The sequence below is a fragment of the Seinonella peptonophila genome (genome assembly GCF_900129355.1).
GTDB lineage: Bacteria > Bacillota > Bacilli > Thermoactinomycetales > Thermoactinomycetaceae > Seinonella > Seinonella peptonophila.
In genome coordinates, this window is sequence record NZ_FQVL01000012.1 from 1 (window position 1) to 15,827 (window position 15,827).

General features: G+C 38.2%; 25 protein-coding genes and 1 pseudogene. 8 read left to right on the top strand and 18 right to left on the bottom strand.

Annotated elements, in window-relative coordinates:
* The 3 genes from BUB71_RS19730 to BUB71_RS15055 form a co-directional block, all read left to right on the top strand.
* Nucleotides 1-194, top strand: a 194-nt coding sequence (locus BUB71_RS19730; protein ID WP_217653563.1) for a hypothetical protein, incomplete at its 5' end; no start/stop codon positions are given.
* Between the two features lie 247 nt (nt 195-441).
* A complete protein-coding gene (locus BUB71_RS15050; RefSeq protein WP_073156492.1) occupies nt 442-729 on the top strand; it encodes a hypothetical protein in 288 nt (95 codons plus the stop codon).
* A 106-nt stretch (nt 730-835) separates the two neighbouring features.
* Nucleotides 836-1,192, top strand: a complete 357-nt coding sequence (locus BUB71_RS15055; RefSeq protein WP_073156497.1) for an RNA-dependent RNA polymerase family protein — start codon at nt 836-838, stop codon at nt 1,190-1,192.
* 135 nt (nt 1,193-1,327) lie between these two features.
* Here BUB71_RS15055 and BUB71_RS15060 read toward each other — a convergent pair whose 3' ends face one another.
* The 6 genes from BUB71_RS15060 to BUB71_RS15085 form a co-directional block, all read right to left on the bottom strand.
* The gene (locus BUB71_RS15060) at nt 1,328-3,430 is read right to left on the bottom strand and encodes a multicopper oxidase family protein (protein WP_073156500.1); all 2,103 of its coding nucleotides are present in this window, start codon (nt 3,428-3,430) and stop codon (nt 1,328-1,330) included.
* A 57-nt stretch (nt 3,431-3,487) separates the two neighbouring features.
* Complete coding sequence (locus tag BUB71_RS15065) at nt 3,488-3,709, bottom strand: hypothetical protein (protein ID WP_073156503.1); 222 nt, start codon at nt 3,707-3,709, stop codon at nt 3,488-3,490.
* Complete coding sequence (locus BUB71_RS20370; protein WP_073156507.1) at nt 3,687-3,902, bottom strand: SDR family oxidoreductase; 216 nt, start codon at nt 3,900-3,902, stop codon at nt 3,687-3,689. The genes BUB71_RS15065 and BUB71_RS20370 overlap by 23 nt, the downstream gene beginning before the upstream one ends.
* A complete protein-coding gene (locus tag BUB71_RS15075; protein ID WP_073156510.1) occupies nt 3,863-4,129 on the bottom strand; it encodes an SDR family NAD(P)-dependent oxidoreductase in 267 nt (88 codons plus the stop codon). Before BUB71_RS15075 ends, BUB71_RS20370 begins: the two co-directional genes overlap by 40 nt.
* A gap of 47 nt (nt 4,130-4,176) precedes the next feature.
* A complete protein-coding gene (locus tag BUB71_RS15080; RefSeq protein WP_073156513.1) occupies nt 4,177-4,686 on the bottom strand; it encodes a hypothetical protein in 510 nt (169 codons plus the stop codon).
* Between the two features lie 257 nt (nt 4,687-4,943).
* Entirely contained in the window at nt 4,944-5,375 is a 432-nt protein-coding gene (locus BUB71_RS15085; protein ID WP_073156516.1) for an SgcJ/EcaC family oxidoreductase, read from the bottom strand.
* A 151-nt stretch (nt 5,376-5,526) separates the two neighbouring features.
* Between BUB71_RS15085 and BUB71_RS15090 the strand changes: the two genes are divergently transcribed.
* Nucleotides 5,527-6,045 carry a MarR family winged helix-turn-helix transcriptional regulator gene (locus BUB71_RS15090; RefSeq protein WP_073156521.1) on the top strand — a complete coding sequence of 173 codons (519 nt, stop codon included), beginning with the start codon at nt 5,527-5,529 and terminating at the stop codon, nt 6,043-6,045.
* A 444-nt stretch (nt 6,046-6,489) separates the two neighbouring features.
* Nucleotides 6,490-6,975 (top strand): group II intron reverse transcriptase/maturase, encoded by a 486-nt coding sequence (locus BUB71_RS20375; RefSeq protein ID WP_422785152.1) that lies wholly within the window; start codon nt 6,490-6,492, stop codon nt 6,973-6,975.
* Between the two features lie 144 nt (nt 6,976-7,119).
* Here the strand turns inward: BUB71_RS20375 and BUB71_RS15100 are convergent, their stop codons facing one another.
* Both BUB71_RS15100 and BUB71_RS15105 read right to left on the bottom strand, forming a co-directional pair.
* The gene (locus BUB71_RS15100; RefSeq protein ID WP_073156528.1) at nt 7,120-7,581 is read right to left on the bottom strand and encodes an STM3941 family protein; all 462 of its coding nucleotides are present in this window, start codon (nt 7,579-7,581) and stop codon (nt 7,120-7,122) included.
* Between the two features lie 379 nt (nt 7,582-7,960).
* Entirely contained in the window at nt 7,961-8,221 is a 261-nt protein-coding gene (locus tag BUB71_RS15105) for a hypothetical protein (protein WP_175552396.1), read from the bottom strand.
* Between the two features lie 650 nt (nt 8,222-8,871).
* Between BUB71_RS15105 and BUB71_RS20380 the strand changes: the two genes are divergently transcribed.
* On the top strand, nt 8,872-9,102 hold the full coding sequence (locus BUB71_RS20380; protein WP_422785153.1) for a transposase: 231 nt from the start codon (nt 8,872-8,874) through the stop codon (nt 9,100-9,102).
* A gap of 138 nt (nt 9,103-9,240) precedes the next feature.
* Here BUB71_RS20380 and BUB71_RS15115 read toward each other — a convergent pair whose 3' ends face one another.
* From BUB71_RS15115 to BUB71_RS19735, 5 genes are all read right to left on the bottom strand, one after another.
* On the bottom strand, nt 9,241-9,786 hold the full coding sequence (locus tag BUB71_RS15115) for an IS5 family transposase (protein WP_217653564.1): 546 nt from the start codon (nt 9,784-9,786) through the stop codon (nt 9,241-9,243).
* On the bottom strand, nt 9,783-9,932 hold the full coding sequence (locus tag BUB71_RS15120; RefSeq protein ID WP_281248215.1) for a transposase: 150 nt from the start codon (nt 9,930-9,932) through the stop codon (nt 9,783-9,785). The genes BUB71_RS15115 and BUB71_RS15120 overlap by 4 nt, the downstream gene beginning before the upstream one ends.
* A gap of 127 nt (nt 9,933-10,059) precedes the next feature.
* The gene (locus BUB71_RS15125; RefSeq protein ID WP_084731657.1) at nt 10,060-10,356 is read right to left on the bottom strand and encodes a DNA glycosylase AlkZ-like family protein; all 297 of its coding nucleotides are present in this window, start codon (nt 10,354-10,356) and stop codon (nt 10,060-10,062) included.
* Nucleotides 10,357-10,382: 26 nt separating this feature from the next.
* Nucleotides 10,383-11,159: an MFS transporter gene (locus BUB71_RS15130; RefSeq protein WP_340148306.1), complete on the bottom strand. Its 777-nt coding sequence runs from the start codon at nt 11,157-11,159 to the stop codon at nt 10,383-10,385.
* Between the two features lie 116 nt (nt 11,160-11,275).
* Nucleotides 11,276-11,572, bottom strand: a complete 297-nt coding sequence (locus BUB71_RS19735; RefSeq protein ID WP_073156544.1) for a YncE family protein — start codon at nt 11,570-11,572, stop codon at nt 11,276-11,278.
* 229 nt (nt 11,573-11,801) lie between these two features.
* On the opposite strand from BUB71_RS19735, the gene BUB71_RS20385 reads away from it, so the two are divergent.
* Nucleotides 11,802-11,921 (top strand): M4 family metallopeptidase, encoded by a 120-nt coding sequence (locus BUB71_RS20385; RefSeq protein WP_084731659.1) that lies wholly within the window; start codon nt 11,802-11,804, stop codon nt 11,919-11,921.
* Nucleotides 11,922-12,105: 184 nt separating this feature from the next.
* Here the strand turns inward: BUB71_RS20385 and BUB71_RS15145 are convergent, their stop codons facing one another.
* The gene (locus BUB71_RS15145) at nt 12,106-13,299 is read right to left on the bottom strand and encodes a TcaA second domain-containing protein (RefSeq protein ID WP_073156547.1); all 1,194 of its coding nucleotides are present in this window, start codon (nt 13,297-13,299) and stop codon (nt 12,106-12,108) included.
* Nucleotides 13,300-13,428: 129 nt separating this feature from the next.
* Here BUB71_RS15145 and BUB71_RS20065 point away from each other — a divergent pair, with 129 nt between their 5' ends.
* On the top strand, nt 13,429-13,665 hold the full coding sequence (locus tag BUB71_RS20065; protein WP_073156550.1) for a TetR/AcrR family transcriptional regulator: 237 nt from the start codon (nt 13,429-13,431) through the stop codon (nt 13,663-13,665).
* 43 nt (nt 13,666-13,708) lie between these two features.
* On the opposite strand, the pseudogene BUB71_RS20070 reads toward BUB71_RS20065, so the two are convergent.
* The 4 genes and pseudogenes from BUB71_RS20070 to BUB71_RS15170 all read right to left on the bottom strand — a co-directional run.
* Nucleotides 13,709-13,969: pseudogene (locus tag BUB71_RS20070) on the bottom strand (MFS transporter); the annotation flags it as partial.
* Between the two features lie 18 nt (nt 13,970-13,987).
* Nucleotides 13,988-14,242, bottom strand: coding sequence for a hypothetical protein (locus BUB71_RS20075; RefSeq protein ID WP_073156556.1), 255 nt, complete (start codon nt 14,240-14,242; stop codon nt 13,988-13,990).
* Nucleotides 14,243-14,340: 98 nt separating this feature from the next.
* Nucleotides 14,341-15,255: an NAD(P)/FAD-dependent oxidoreductase gene (locus BUB71_RS15165; RefSeq protein ID WP_073156559.1), complete on the bottom strand. Its 915-nt coding sequence runs from the start codon at nt 15,253-15,255 to the stop codon at nt 14,341-14,343.
* 56 nt (nt 15,256-15,311) lie between these two features.
* Entirely contained in the window at nt 15,312-15,782 is a 471-nt protein-coding gene (locus BUB71_RS15170; protein WP_073156563.1) for an RrF2 family transcriptional regulator, read from the bottom strand.
* Nucleotides 15,783-15,827: the final 45 nt, after the last annotated feature.

Here is a 15,827-nt window from a genome sequence, read left to right on the forward strand (position 1 = left end):
TTCAATATGTATTAAATGGCAGAACAGTGTACACCAATGTCGTTACAGGAGAAAAATTTGAATATAATCAGGGGGATTTTTATGCGATCTATCCGAAAATTGCTTATGAGCAGATAAGTGATCAAGGTACTAGAATCTTATTTATTAAAATACCATCGATTAATGATAAGGTGAATTGGGAAATAGATAAATAATCATTTTAAAAACTGAGACTTGAGTCAATTTCAAGTCTCAGTGACAATCAGTAAGATTAACAAGTTGCCCATGAAAAGCCACCTCTCTTAGATGATAGAATAGGGAATCTATTTGCATAATTGAATCAATCTAATGTTTTGAATGAATTATTTTCATTTACTAGCGATGCAACATCTGTTGATATTGGGTTGCCGTATGTTAAAATGAAAATCCACGCATAAAGACGGTATCTTCTTAGCAGCAGAAATGATTGAGGTAGATGCGTTCGATACGCCTCTTATAAAGACTTCTTTTTCACAGTTTGGTTTTAGTTTATTCGCTTATCGTTACTTAGATAACGAAGTAGAACAGCTCGATGATGAAGAACTGGAAGAGTGGAATCGTATTGCTGTTGACTGCTTAGTTACTTGGTTTGCTGATCAAATAAGTAAACTCGATGCTCACTATCCAATCCCGCTTTATCTCCATCTGCATGATTATACTCAAGCTTACTGGATTCAAGAGCGAAAATGGATTGATACTGCAAATCTGTAATTGATAAATAGAACTGCTACTCGATCAAAAAACACATTATGCTTGCAATTCTGTTTCCCAGGTCTATATCCAGGATACCAAGACTTCGAACGAGTGGGTGATGGAGATGGATAATTATATCTATCTGCGTCGTTCATGGTTTCCTAAATGGAAAAATCCTTTAAAATCAATAGAGAAGATAGTAAAGTCACATCTATATATGACTTGGAGCCATACTGAGTGGTGCTCACTTGCTAGTCTAAAGAAGTACACGACTCTGAAACACGGATATCTCATTCGCTATGTGGATGACTGGGTAATCATAACCAACTCAAAAAATAATGCCTATCGATGGAAAACGGCTATATCCCGTTTTCTAAAAGAACGCCCGAAATTGGAATTGTCTAAAGAGAAAACACGAATAATAAATGTTAGAAAAGAAGAGAGGGCAAATAGGAGAATTTCTAATAAAATGCAAACATAGAGCATTTTTTTTGATAGAAGTCTGATTCCTCTCCACGAGCCATCTCTGTGTGTTGAATACATCTTATGGCCTGGGTCTGAACGAAGCCACCAACCATGACGATTGATATGAATTTAACTAGCACCAGAAGTTATTCTATTCAGGGAAGTTTCCTGTTTTTCTACCTATTGAAAATGGTGTAGTTACCCCTTTATACATGAGATGAAGAGTCATTCCAGTAGCAGCATGGTCTAAATTATGACAGTGATCCATCCATATACCTGGATTGTCAGCAATGAAGGCAACTTCGTATGATTCACCAGGAAATACATCTAAAGAATCCGTCCACCAAGGACTATTTGTAATCGATTTTCCATTTTTACTTAATACTAAAACATGGTGACCATGTAAATGCATAGGATGTGTGGCAAAACTACGATTGATGAAGGTTGTCTTTACAAAGTCTCCTTTTTGAACCATTAATGTTGGAGTGTTTGGAAATATCTCTCCATTGATGGTCCATAGAGATGTTAGAGTACCATTATAAAAACCCATTTCATTATCCAAAAACATCAAAAACTTACGATCAAATTTACTTGATGTATTTAGGGGTGTTTTTGTTGGAGTCCCGTATGAAGCTGGGTCAAATATAGCGACGTTATCGTTATGATTAGTCGGTTTACCTTTGCCACTATTGGTTAAAAGAATACGAGTCGGCTGTGATTCTTCTTTTATTTCAACAGGTGTATCAGGCATCGTAAAAGTCACATCGTAACGCCCACCAGCAGCAATACTTAGCTTCTGATCCTTTAATAATGTGGGTCTATTCAAATTAACACCATCAATTGCAATAACTTTAAAGGGAACCCTTATGACTCTGAATATATGAGTAGAACTATCTGTATTAATCAAACGTACGCGTACTTTTTTCCCTTTTTCTATTTTCTTCTTTTGAAGAGTATCGTTTAGTCCAAAGGCTGTTATGGGACCAGCTTTTGTATTCCACGTGTGAATCGGTACAACAATCTCTTCATCATATGGGAAAGTTTCTTTTTTTGGTGTAACCACCAATGTACCAAATAGACCTTTCTTAACTTGCTTAGAAGATTGTTGGTGTGAATGGAACCAATAACTTCCCGATTGTTCAGCACGAAACTTATAGGTGAATGTTTCGCCAGGCATCACAGTGTCCTGTGTCATACCAGCAACCCCATCCATTGCATTGGGAACATTATATCCATGCCAATGAATCGTAACACCTATATCTATATTCTTGTTTACGAGATTTACTTCGATGATTTCACCTTGCTTAGCTCGTAAATGTGCTCCTTCGGACCCACCTGTATACGTCCATTTCTCAACTTTTTTTCCCGAACTTAATGAAGTAGTTGTTTTTTCTGCTGTTAATGTATATGATCTATCAGGAATTTTATTTTTAACCTCACCTGTTAAGTCAAGTACACTAACTGATTTTTGATTACTTACTTTGTGATTTGTATGAGAATAGGCATGTTGATTATGAATTCCTCCACCATAATTAACATTTTTGTGATTTATCATGCTAATCTTTTCAGGCCATTTACTTTTTTCCAAGCCATAAATAAAATTTGCAATAGCTATGACAAACACAATCCCTAAAACGACAATTGCTTTACCTAACTCTATCCATAGTTTTGGAGAAGTATTTTTACGTTTCCTGATAGCTTTTAAACTTATATTTAAATACAAATAAATGATAAAATTCAGGACCAACCAAACAAGGAAATATTTCACTGAATCTATGATGTTAGGTAGGATAATTGGATTAAACCATACTGTATAAAATAAAAGTAGAAATGAAACAGTGGCAGCATATACTGGTAAAATAAATTTTAATGATAATAATTGCTCGTATAATTGTTGATCGATCACTAACTTCTTATCCGCCTTTTTATAAGTACTCCACTTTTTGAGTTGTGGAATAACCCGAAAAAAGATAATTATAACAGAAAATAGCATAGGTGGTAAATATATCATTACTCGGTCGGAAATAAACATCCAGCCGAACATGATTCCTAGTAATCCTATGAGCACTATCCATATAATAAAACCAATAATACCCCCAATAAGGGTGATGGAGGTCAACATGTGCCACAGGCGGAAACGAGCTATATTTTTACTATTGAAAACGAGAAGTCTAGTCATGAAAGCAGTAAGAAACCATAACCCAGCCAGAACTAGTAATGAAAAATATTCTAAACTATATATTGTATAGAACATAAGAGTAGCCTCAATTTCAGCAAATTTGTATTATTAAAAAGGTTATTGTCAGCCCTGTCACACGAATTGCTTTACAAAAATATTGGCTTCTGATCCAAGATATACAATTAGATTAGCTACATCTTCAGGAGTACCTATTCTCTTTGCAGGACTTGTAGAAGTGAATTGATCTAATACTTCTTGGTAATACAAGTCACTGTTTCGTTGAAAAGCTGCTTTAGCAGCTGTATGTGCTGTCATACCAAGCATACCATGTTCAGCAAGGGTGGGAGGATACATGTACAATTCTTCCCCATCCACCCTGCTTCATATAAGAGATAACCGATCTAGTGATTACATAACTTCCTTTCACATTCTGATCTATGATAGAAAACCATGCTTCCATTGACATTTGATCGATGAATCCTTCTCCTCCCCAAAAAGCAGCATTATTTACAAGAACATCAATTTGATTGAAATGATTGCCAACCAACTCATCACTGCTTGTTGAATATTCTCAGTATCATTTAATTCCATACGAATTGCTTCACAATAACCACCTTGACTACGAATTTCTTCAACTGTTTGTAGAGCTGCATCCGAGTGGTTTATATATGTGATAAACACTTTCCTACCTAACTTGCCAAACATTTTAGCAGTCGCTTTGCCAATTCCCGAAGAACACCTGTAATCATTACGACTTTGCTTTCTACCCCCCAATTCATTTTTTCTCGCTCCTTTGCTAAATTTTCAAACGGATTGATCCATCATTTGACAACATATCCTGAGCAATTACATAATTTCGCGATTTTATTCAAAAAATCTTGAAAAGGCTTTTTCATATTGATCTTGGTTTCTTCTTTGAACATCGATCTAAACTCTTTTGAAAATGGAAGAAGAATTCGCGATAAACCAGATGCGACATTACAGATACAAAAAGTAATTTGACAACCTTTAGAGTGAGGAGAAAGATGATATTCAGAACCAAACCACCATCCTCCGTAAAATGCCAACATATGTTTTGATATATCAACTTCTATATAGGCTATCCGAGAGTAATTTGGTTCCTCTCCCGCAAATAATGTATATTTTTTGGCTCCACTCTTGGTTATAAATAAACGACGAGGATCATCCATTGAATCGAAAAAAGGAAATAATAAATCCTTAGAATGAACGTAACCTGTGGGAGGTATTTTAAGCAGAATGCTGGATATCTGTTCAAAAGGAGCTTCCACAATTCCTTCTAACCTAATCAAAATTTTTCTGTTAATATTCATTTAACCAGTCTCCTCTATTTAATAAATAATCTCCTCGATAGGCTTAACTATTTATACGAAAATTCGAAAAGGAGAGCTGACAAATGCCCAACAAAATTTTATCAACTCTTTGATTATTGCCGGGTTTCTTTCGATTTGGGTTTGGTGGCGTCCATATCGAATCGGTAAGTTATGAACACCTTTTCTTAAGAGATGAATGCTATTCATACATATGACTATAACAGAAATCCCCCGATTCATATTTTTATATAAGACTTTTAACGAGTTCTTCCTGGCATTTCTTGAATACGGCAGTTGTGAAAAGCTGTAATTTTCCATTCTCCACTTTGTTTGACTACCACATTCGTATTAATCGATTCTCTATCAGTTGAATCTTGCTCAGAATCAGACAATGCAACTACTCCAACGCCATGAATGATCGCGACAGTTGGTGTTATAAATCGAGGCTGAAGCTCTATGGAGGATTCGCCACCTGTCAATCGCGAACCTTTCAGGGGACCATCAAATAGCCATTGATGGACTTCAGCAATGCTTTTTCTTCCCTTTAAGTGTTGTCCCATGAAGGTTATGTAATCTGCATCTTCTGTAAAGCACTCACCGAAAGCGATGCCATCTCCTTTGTTCCAAGCATCGCTTAAGTCAGCAAATAGTTGACGTAACGCCTTAATGTCTTTTTCCCGGTTTCCCAAGTCGATTAATTCCTTTCCTTAATGTAATGTTAAGTTATTTTTTTGACTGTGATATACTGTGAACAAATAGAACCTTAACGGAAATAGTATCTCAATAGAATGTATATCTTAATTAATTAAGATATTTAGATTCTATATCGGAGTGGTTATAATGTCAAGCAAACATGACAATAATTCAGTTTCCAATAGTACTCCTTTACAGCAGGAGCTATTGTTCGAGCTTCGTCAAAACAGTTCGCGTGCTGTGATGTTTCACCAATTGATTGCAGAGAAACTTAGTCTGAACGCTACAGATCATAAATGTCTCGACTTTCTGTATAAAAACGGTTCGGTAACTGCCGGACAATTGGCCCAACTTACCGGTTTGACAACTGGTGCGGTGACGAATGTGATTGATCGTTTGGAACAGGATGGATACGTTATAAGAAGTAAAGATCCGAACGATCGTAGGAGGGTAGTTGTCAAGCCTGTGGAAGGGAAGGGGGATACGATAAATTCTTTTTTTGAATCAGTATCCACCTCATTGCTTCAAATCCTTTCGCAGTATAGTGAACAAGAGACCATCGTGATCTTGGACTTCATTAAGCGATGCAATCAAATGGCTCTGGATGAAATGAACAAGTTAGAACGGCGTAGACATACTTTTGAGGTAAACATGCATGATTGTTGAGTGAATTGGGGTCGCTTCCAATATTTATCAGATTCAAAACGAAGCTATAATATGTTTCAGTCTCATCGGCTTTTAATTCTGTTATATTTTTGTCCTTTACAGAAATCTGCCAGCTGAAAGCCCACGGTTTGAATCGTGGGATGAAAGCGTTGCTCGGTAATCCCTTTCAAGGGATTGCTAAGAGCAACCATTTTTTGTATAATCGAACGCATGAGCGGCGCTCATCCTGCTTGTAGCAGGCTTTGTTCCTGTGTACGTGATGGTATGAGGTTCAAGCGGCGAACCCATCTCTCCCGCTTGGTAAAACCATAAGAGTGAGTGATGGAACCGAAACTAGCGTACTGGTAACAGGTACGCCCATGTAGATACATGCAACAGAAGTTGTAGAACTGCATGGGATGGGCTGATGGGACAGCCCCTAGCTTGGAGTTGCACGAAGCAGAAATGAATGGAGTGCGCGAACTACCCAAGAATCCCACACTTTTAAGCGTGTGGAGTCTCAAAATTAATAGTTCCTCGGTGTTTACAAACACTCAATGCACCATTACAAAAGCTATCGTAAGAAAGGGTGCACACTCGCAGATTCTGCACAAACAACCCCAATCCCGACGGGATTGGACAGTGCAAGACACGCGGGACATCATTCGAAGATTCAGAAGTATAAATCTGGGGATACTCAACTACTATCGATTCTCGGACAACTTTAACGAATTAAGTAGAACCCGATATCACTTGCAATTCTCTCTAGCCAAAACCTTAGCTCACAAATCGTCCATAAGGAAAATATTTAAACGTATGGGAAAGACCTTTCCTATACGTTTAAAGGAGCAAATGAAAAGACATATATGGTCTCTTTCAAACTCAATCACGACTGGGCAAGAAAGCCCGATGGCTTTCCAAATGAAAAAAGACGATCCAGAGATCCTTTAAGAGCATTTAAATCTACGAACGTGCTCAAAGTTAGGAAAACCTTGTGTGATCTGTAGCGGGGAAGAAAACATTGAAATGCATCATATACGCCATATTCGTAAGGGCAAGAAAACAAACAAATATCTAAGATTGATCATGAGCCAGCTAAATCGGAAACAAATCCCGACCTGTATACATCTTTTTCCCATACATTTGTAAATAATTGTTTACTATTTGAAGACATTCATCTCGAGAGGTACTGGCTAATGTGATATCGACTTTCCTCCATTTTTTTGTTCCATCGTACAGTTCGATATGAGTTAGCACACTATGTCTACTACTCACTCGAGCTTCCTGACAGTCAGTCCATCGAATGAATTTACCTGAATTAAATGGTCGACTGTAGTCTTGAATGCCCTCTTCGTTGAAGGTTAAAAGGGGAGTTGACTTCAAGGATTGTCTTAGAAAATCAATCGTTCCGAGTAGAAAAAGAAGGAAAAAGAGTAGTGGAATTATGCCGATGCCCGCACCCAATGTACTAATTCCGAATACAAGTAAAAAAATCGTACAAAAACCAAAGATAAATGTAGCCAATAAGCATTTTACTTTGCTTCTATAGATGCTCATGTTGTCCTATTTTCTCCCCTTCTATAAAGATAATATGACAGGGAAAATTATACAATTCTATCAGAAGGATTGATATTATCTATGTAGAAGCTGTTGCTTAAATCAAATAAATGAATAGAAAAATCCGCCAAAAGTGATTATAAGGAAGTAATAGGTGTGATCGGTACGCAGTATGTTGAATGCGATCTTTTTTCTGACCAATCTACTTCATGATCTTGTGGTGTATATACTTCTTCTAATTCCTCACGGGTTAGATTACTTTTAAATCGGGGATAAGTCGTATCCTGTATCCTTAGGTAGTGACAGGTGAAGTACATCTGTACACATTATCAATCATTTGAAAAAAGTGTCATTTCCAGAACTGTAAAAAATCGTTTCTCTACGTTCTTTCTGATCGCTCATCAAATTCAAGGTTTCGATCACCAAGAGACTTTAAAAATCTTGGTCCAAGCGCCAGGAAAAGAATAGAGCCAATAAAAGTTCCTAACAATCCAATAAAAAAGCTAACAAAACTCATATCATCTAAATAAGTGCTAACAATGAACCCGATGAAACAAACCAAACAGGTTACATAGAGCCCCAATCCAGCTATATGTAGCGTTCTTCTTTGTTGTTTCAGATCATTGGGATACATGGGCACAATAATTCTCTTCACATACCAATATAAGTAAGCTATTCCAACAGTGAAATAAATAAGAACTAACAATCCCCAGGTAAAAACGTAGTCCCATGTGGAAGAGAGTGAATCCCCAATTTTAAATATGTTTAATAGATAGATAAATAAGAATAAAATAAGACCACACAAGAAGAAGAATACAAAAATCGGTAAGTATATACGAATTATCCATTTTATATGTTCTATTTTCAAAATATCACCTCGAATCTAACTTACCCCAACAATAGTATATAGAAACAATATTTTGAGTCACTGTACCGAAAAAATGAAATTAGGAGTAAGTATCATTTACATCATACTTTGCGGTTTACAGCAGCACCTGTCACTACCCCTACTTGAGCTAGACAACGAACTTAAAACCAAGTTCAAGTGATAGCTTTAGTGGTCACGCCTACTAAGGAGAAGGACCTTTTGTCCATCTACATCTAAGTTATTTTGTTGCGCTGAATAGAATGATAGAGAGGAGAGCTTGATTGCTCACCTTATTTGGTTATACCTCAAATGTTTGTTCTACACAAACCCTAGTATTTAGACGTTATTTCAAAAGTACCTAGGGAATCAAAAACAGGAATTAAAAACCGATGTAATATACAAATATTATAAGTAGACATGAGATAACAAATCAGCATTGGAAAATCATACAACCTCTACTTCCAAAGAAAATAACGACGATGGGTCGTCCAATGGCAAACGCACGGAAGGTACTTAACGGAATCCTGTATGTGTTGAAAACGGGATGCGCATGGGTAGACATGCCGCGTAAATACAGTTCTTACACCACGTGTATGGCAAAAATGGGGAGTATGGGAACGAATTTGGAGAAAGCGATTACAAAAACTGGATGAACAACATCAGATCAATTGGAGTCGGGGTTATTTGGATGGTAGTTTTGTCCTCTGCAAGAAAGGTGGGACAGAGATCGGAGAAGCTATTTCAAAAGTCGATTCAGACATAAAAGGATTAGAGAAATCAGACAAAATGCCTTAATGTTGAATGTGGCGCTCGTATCGGACAACCAATCTACGATTGTTGTCCATCCAAGCAAAACAACGTTCAATTTTCCAGCGTTGCTGGTAACCGTTGCCCACCGCGAATGGGCGACCTTTTCCTTTCTTATCACCTTTACGACCAGGAATAGTAGGTTTTGCCCCTTTTTTACGAATAGCATGTCGAAAAGCCTTGCTATGGTATGGACGATCTGCAACTAATTCTCGAAAGCGTCTATAGGGTCGACCGCGTTTCGCAGGAACGCGAATCGTAGCAAGGGTTCGTTCAGCCAGAGTAATTTCATGGGGTTGTACGCTGTCATCTAAAATGCCGATCGGAATGCCATTTTTCTCGGCCACAGCCATTATTTTGGAGCCTTTGCCCATTTTGGTTTCTCCGATTCCTGTGCCGCCGCATTTAGCGGCGACAAACGATCCATCCAAATAAACTTGATCCCAATTGAGCTTCTTTTTTTCTTGCAACATCCCCAATAATGTTCTCCAGATTCGATCCCATATCCCAACGTTCTGCCACTCCTTCAATCTTCGCCAACATGTAAAGTAGGAACCATATTTTTCGGCATATCCATCCAGACTACGCCTGTCTTTAATACATAAATAATCCAATTCAATACTTTCCTTAACGGAGATGGTGGTCGACCCATGTGTGTTTTTCTTTTAGGTAGCAACGGTTCGAGTATTTTCTATTGATGGTCTGTTAGCTCTGTCTACTCATTCGTTTATTTTAGTTCAGTTCAAACTGATTTTACAATTTTTAGTTTTGATATAGCTTCTAGACAACTTATTTAAGGATAACTATTTATATTCAATTGCATTAAGGTTGCCCAATATTTGATGAAACACATCAAGAATAAAATCAAGATTTTCGTTATTTTTCAAATGTTTTTCTCGAAAGCGATGAAGTGAAGATAGGATATAAGGCATATCCGTTGTTCGTAAAATCGAAAGAGCATGGACATAGGCTTCAAATATTTTTTTCTGTTTATATAAAGCCAAAAAATCTTCTTCTTTGTATGTTTGTAATCGAGACAAGAAGAGCAGTTGATGACTTCTTGCTATCACATTAATCGTGTCTAATTGAATACATTTCAGTTTATCTAGTACAAATGGCTAATTCTTTAGATATTCTTTGCATGATCTATCTCCTTCGATGGTCGATTCCACAACCATATAATCGTAACAGCTGTAATCAATGAAATTCCATATAAGGCATAGAGTATAAATGCATAACTATTTCCAATCCACACGAGAAGTCCACTGGTTAAGATGGAGCCAAGAGGAAATCCCAAAGTTGCAATTGAAGAGAGTACAATAAATATGCGACCAAGTTTCTCTTCAGGAACCGATTGTTGAATCAAGGTACGTTGATTGATCATCGCGGGTGAAGAAACGATTCCTGACAGACAAAGGATCACACACCCGATCCATACATTTGTCGCCAAAGACAACAGAGCATATAAGAAACCATGAGTCAATAATGATGCTAATACTATAGTAAATAGATGATTTTGTATTGAAATACTCCCTAAGATAAATGAACCAACAATGATACCTACGGATAGACTGGCGCCTAGTAGGCCATAACCTTGGGCAGCAGTATGTAAAAGATCTTTCGATAAAATAGGCAACAAGGTAGCTGATGTGCCCCATATCAGAAAGTTCCACAGAAAATTAAGAGAAATGAGTTGAAGGGTTTGTTTGTGTACCCATATAAACATAAATCCTTCTTTTAATTCTTGATACCATGATTGAATTCGTTGTTTAACCGAATTTTTAGAGCTATCTCTTTGATATATAGAAGAAGGGAAAGCGAAAATAAAAGAAGGGATGCAAGAAAAAATGAACTGGCATTGCCAGTAAAGGCAAATGAGCTCAAATGAGAATGGGCGAGATATCCTCCGATAATGGGACCGACAACTAAGGCCAAGTCAAATTGAATCAGCATCAGAGAGTTCGCTGTAACCAAATTTACTTTTGGTACAATTCTGGGGATAATCATATTCTCGGCAGATTATAATGAGATGGATTGGTGGTCTTTTTGCTGTTTTTTGTTTTGATAACAGGTTGGATCATAGATACTGATACTACAGGGTCCAAGTCCGGTTTTAATGGTTCCAATGGATTTTTTACTGTTGAGGTCAACTACACTAAGAGAGTTCATCGATTTCTGCATCATGGGGGAGGAAGTTCTTGAGAAGTTAGTAATATACAACGTATCTTCTTGTGGATCGATTTTCATACCACGAGGTGTCGGACCCACCGGAATTTGTTGAATTTCTTTTTCTTGCTGTGTGTCGATGACACTCACTGCTTTTGAATGGTGAGTAGGTTGATGAAAATTATATATGACTTGTTTTTTAGGCTAATTGATAAAAAGCGTACCGGATAACCAGCTATGGTCATTACTTTGTGGTGCCATAGAGCTTGGAAAATCGATTGAAGAAACGGTCACTCCCATTTTCTTAAATTTTCTTAGTGAAATATTATATTTCTAAGTTTAATAATTGTTAACTCCATGTCTAGTTGATCGAGATAAAATGGTCGCGATCTATTACTGTGCTTTAAATTTCTACTTATCAAACAGCTCCAACTTTGCTCAAATGCGAATTGCAGCTGCCCAATCAGCTATAGATCTATATGGGTGCCAACTCACTTGAAGTGCCCACTTTCTAAAAAGCGTATGAATCCGTTGGTGTTTAGTAAGACAACACTGAGCAATAGCCCAAAGGTGCAAAGCCAATGGATCTACTGCTCGGTTGCATAATAAAAAATGACTCGAGCCGACGTACACTCAAGTCATTTTGATAATTGAACAGCGGTTATTTGATGTAGCAAAGCAATTTATTTAATCGTAACATCTGTTTTGGAATTTACTTGTACTGTAAACCATTCTACACCGTCTAAATAGGCCAAATCTGCTTTTGCTTCTTCAAGATTGTTATACGATGTATGCCTTAAATTATCGGCACTATAATCAGAAAATAATTTTTTTGTATCGGAATAACGTTCTAGCTCAACATCGAGTAAATTGGAGGTGCTTGTGCCTTTTATGATACTTCCTTTAGGAACTAAAATACGAACACCCACAGCACTATTTTCCAAATCGCTTTCAAGTTGATCATGAAGATCTTTTGACTTATCTTTTGCTTTTGAAATGCCTACATAAAAAACGCCACTGGGCTTAAATGTAAGTGGATAGGTTAACTGTTTTCCTACTCGAAAACCGAATGAATTACAACTGATTTCATTGTCTTTCAGTCCACATTTTTTCCCTGTATATTCACTTAATCGTATTGGATCTGGATTCTCATTATGCACCTCTAATGCTACATACATTGCATGTTTTACTAGTTGTTGCATCAGTGGCTTTGGATCTTTTATTTCTTTTAGTGTTAGATTGGCTTCGATTGACATGGATTTCCTGTTTTCTTTTAAAAAATTTACTTCTTCTTTCTCCGTTACTTTACGATAAGGATATTCTCTAGAACCCTCTATTTGATAAATGCCTGGCATCACAGGTCCGTATTTAAATACTTCGCCTTGCTTAGTGGTAGTGTGGACATCTTTTCCCTCAATTTTGATGTTTGCATTGCTTGGTTCTGTTTTTATAAAAATATAATGCGGACGCACTCCGATCAGATAGCTATCTGAAAATATACCCTCTTCCTTTTTTAAATATAGGCTTCCTGCATTCAATATTTGATCAGGAGAGGTGGTGCTGAGCAATTCATTTGATTGAAATGAGTTTGATTCTTGATCTAATAATGATTGTTGAGCAAATAAAAGACTAATCAGTTCATCAAATTCCTTTGGTTCTTCTTTGTAATAGCTTATCAGCTGCTTTAAATACTTAGTTTCAATTTCGACATCTTTATCTGGAGAAAGAGAACTCTCTAGTTCACCCAAGTTTTCCATCAATACTGCCTTTTTAAAGTTCTCGATCACCTCAGCACTTTCCGGCATTTCAATCTCTGAATCACTACAAGCGCTCAAAAGGAAGATACATACAAATAAAAATACTATTTTTTTTGCCATGATGTTTGCTCCTTAAGAAGTAAAATGTTTAAGATGTAATTTTACATACCGACTAGTCGGTTATTTTTGATTATAAGTCACTTATATGCTAATATCAATAATAGCAATTACAAAATAAGGAGCTAATGAATGAAACATCAAAAAATGAGGGAACGAACATTGAATAAATTGATAGAATCAGGGATTTTACTCATTTCTGAACAAGGATACGGAAATATGACCATTAATCAGATTGTAACAAAGGCTAATTTATCGAAAGATGCATTCTGTGCTCACTTTCCTGCCAAAGAAATTTTTTTAATGAAAATAATAAGTGAAGGAATCGAATTTTACACTGACACCAGTTCAAAGCGGCTCCAACAATAATGACGAGGAATGCCAATGGCAACACAAGATAGAACAACCAGCGCCACGAGAAGCTATAGACTATCAGTCCTGATACAGTCGGGTCAACCGCCGGGGCGAACACAACAACGAACCCAGACATCCCCATTGCGCCTCCCCGCTTTTCCGGAGGAAAGATGACCATGATCGTGTTGATCGTAAGAGGTAGCAACATGCCGGCGCCAATCGCCTGAATAATTCGTCCGGCCAGTAGAACCCCGAAGTCTGGCGTCACTGCCGAGATGATCGTGCCAACGAAGAAAAAGCTCATCGCCGACATAAACATTTGCCGAGTCGTGAGCCATTACTGCAAAATAGCCGTCACCGGAATCAGAACACCGATAACGAGCATGTAAGCGGTAGACAACCACTGAACCGTCGCTGCGGAAATGTCGAATGCTTTCATCAGTTCGGGTAAGGCATTACCCATCAGTGTCTTATTCAAAACGGCAACAAACATTCCGACGATGAGGGCGAACATGATAGGACCGCGTTTGAGGCTTTTTAAATCAATTGATGCCGATGAAACGTTATCCGAAAAATTCAGCGTTTTTTCCACTCCTCAGTTTTTATTATCTGGGATTGTTATTTCCCGTTATTTGGTAAATCCATCAAAAATATTGATTGAATATCATGTAACTCATGTTTCAAAAATGTTCATCCTTTTCGCCACCAAGATTCTGTATTCAATTCATTGTTAATGGCCCCTGCAACAATTGCGCCATTAGAGGCAGCAACAATGGACTGATGAAATCGCGATATCACATCCCCGGCGCTATAGACGCCCGAAACATTCGTTTTCCCGAAGGTATCGACAACAACATTTCCCGTTTCCGCGATCTCACACCCAATGGTTCGTGGCAAGTCTGATCCTGTAACTAGATCCGGCTTAAAAAAGATGCCTCTACATGGAATCGTCGTTCCGTCTTCAAGAATGACTTCCCGTACGATTCCGTCATTAGAGTCAATGTGCCGTATCGGCGATTCGTATAGGGCTATTTTCCGTTGTAACGCCTTCCGTTCCTCATCCGTCAGCTCATCAGGGCCGTTCGTGCAGATTGTAAAATGATCTGTCCATCCGGAAATCAATGGTGCGAAATGCATGAGCTCAGTCCCCTTGGTAATGACGACAAGCGGCTTGTCTCTTAATTCCCAGCCATCACAATATGGGCAGACAAAAGCACTTTTCCCATAGACCTCTGCCAGTCCTGGAATGTTCAACGGCCGATCCTTCATCCCAACAGCAAATAGCAGCTTTTTGCTTGAGAATGTGTTTCCTTGTGCAGTCACAATTTGAAAATGGCCGTCCGTGCCTGCTATGGACACGGCTGTATCCGCTATGAAAGACACGGAGGGATAGGAGCTGATCTCTTCCCTCGCAATTCGCCGAAATTCACTGGGACTTATACCGTCGCGAGTGAGAAACCCGTGAGCCTCGCGAGTCACTGCATTTCGAGGACGGCCTTCATCGATCACCGCCACGTTTTTCCTTGCCCGCCCCAGCACGAGAGCGGCATTTAAGCCTGCCGGACCTCCGCCAATAATCGCCACATCGAGTACTTGTTTATCCATATAATCAATTACCTCCACGGATCTATATTGTCCATAATTAAAGTACAAGAAGTGTATCACTTCTTGTTAGCCTCATGATCACAACGTTTGAAAGCCTCATCCAGTACAGACTGAATGGTGTGTTCCTGTAAGTATTGATGTAGATGCTGTTCCGCCCCGTCCATCACTGCCTCAATAATACATTGGGGACATTCCTGTTCTGCAGTCTCCGTTTCCACTAACAAACGATGTTGCTGTGATTTCGAATTCGAACATTCGAACAGATGCTGTCTTCCTTCAATCACCTGAATCACATCCAGAAAAGTAATCTGTTCGGCCGATCGTGCCAGCTCATAACCCCCGTTCATCCCCGGTACCGCGCGCACGATTCCATCCTGTCTCAACTTGGACATGATTTTGGATAAATAGCTTTCAGAAACGCCAAGTGTTGCAGATAATTCCTTGATTCCAATATTGTTGCCGTGATCCGAGAGACACAAATGAAGCAAAGCATGTAGAGCGTAATCTGTACTTTTGGAGAACTGCATGGCTCCCTTCTCCTTTCTAATGAACCTATCAATATGGATCTATGA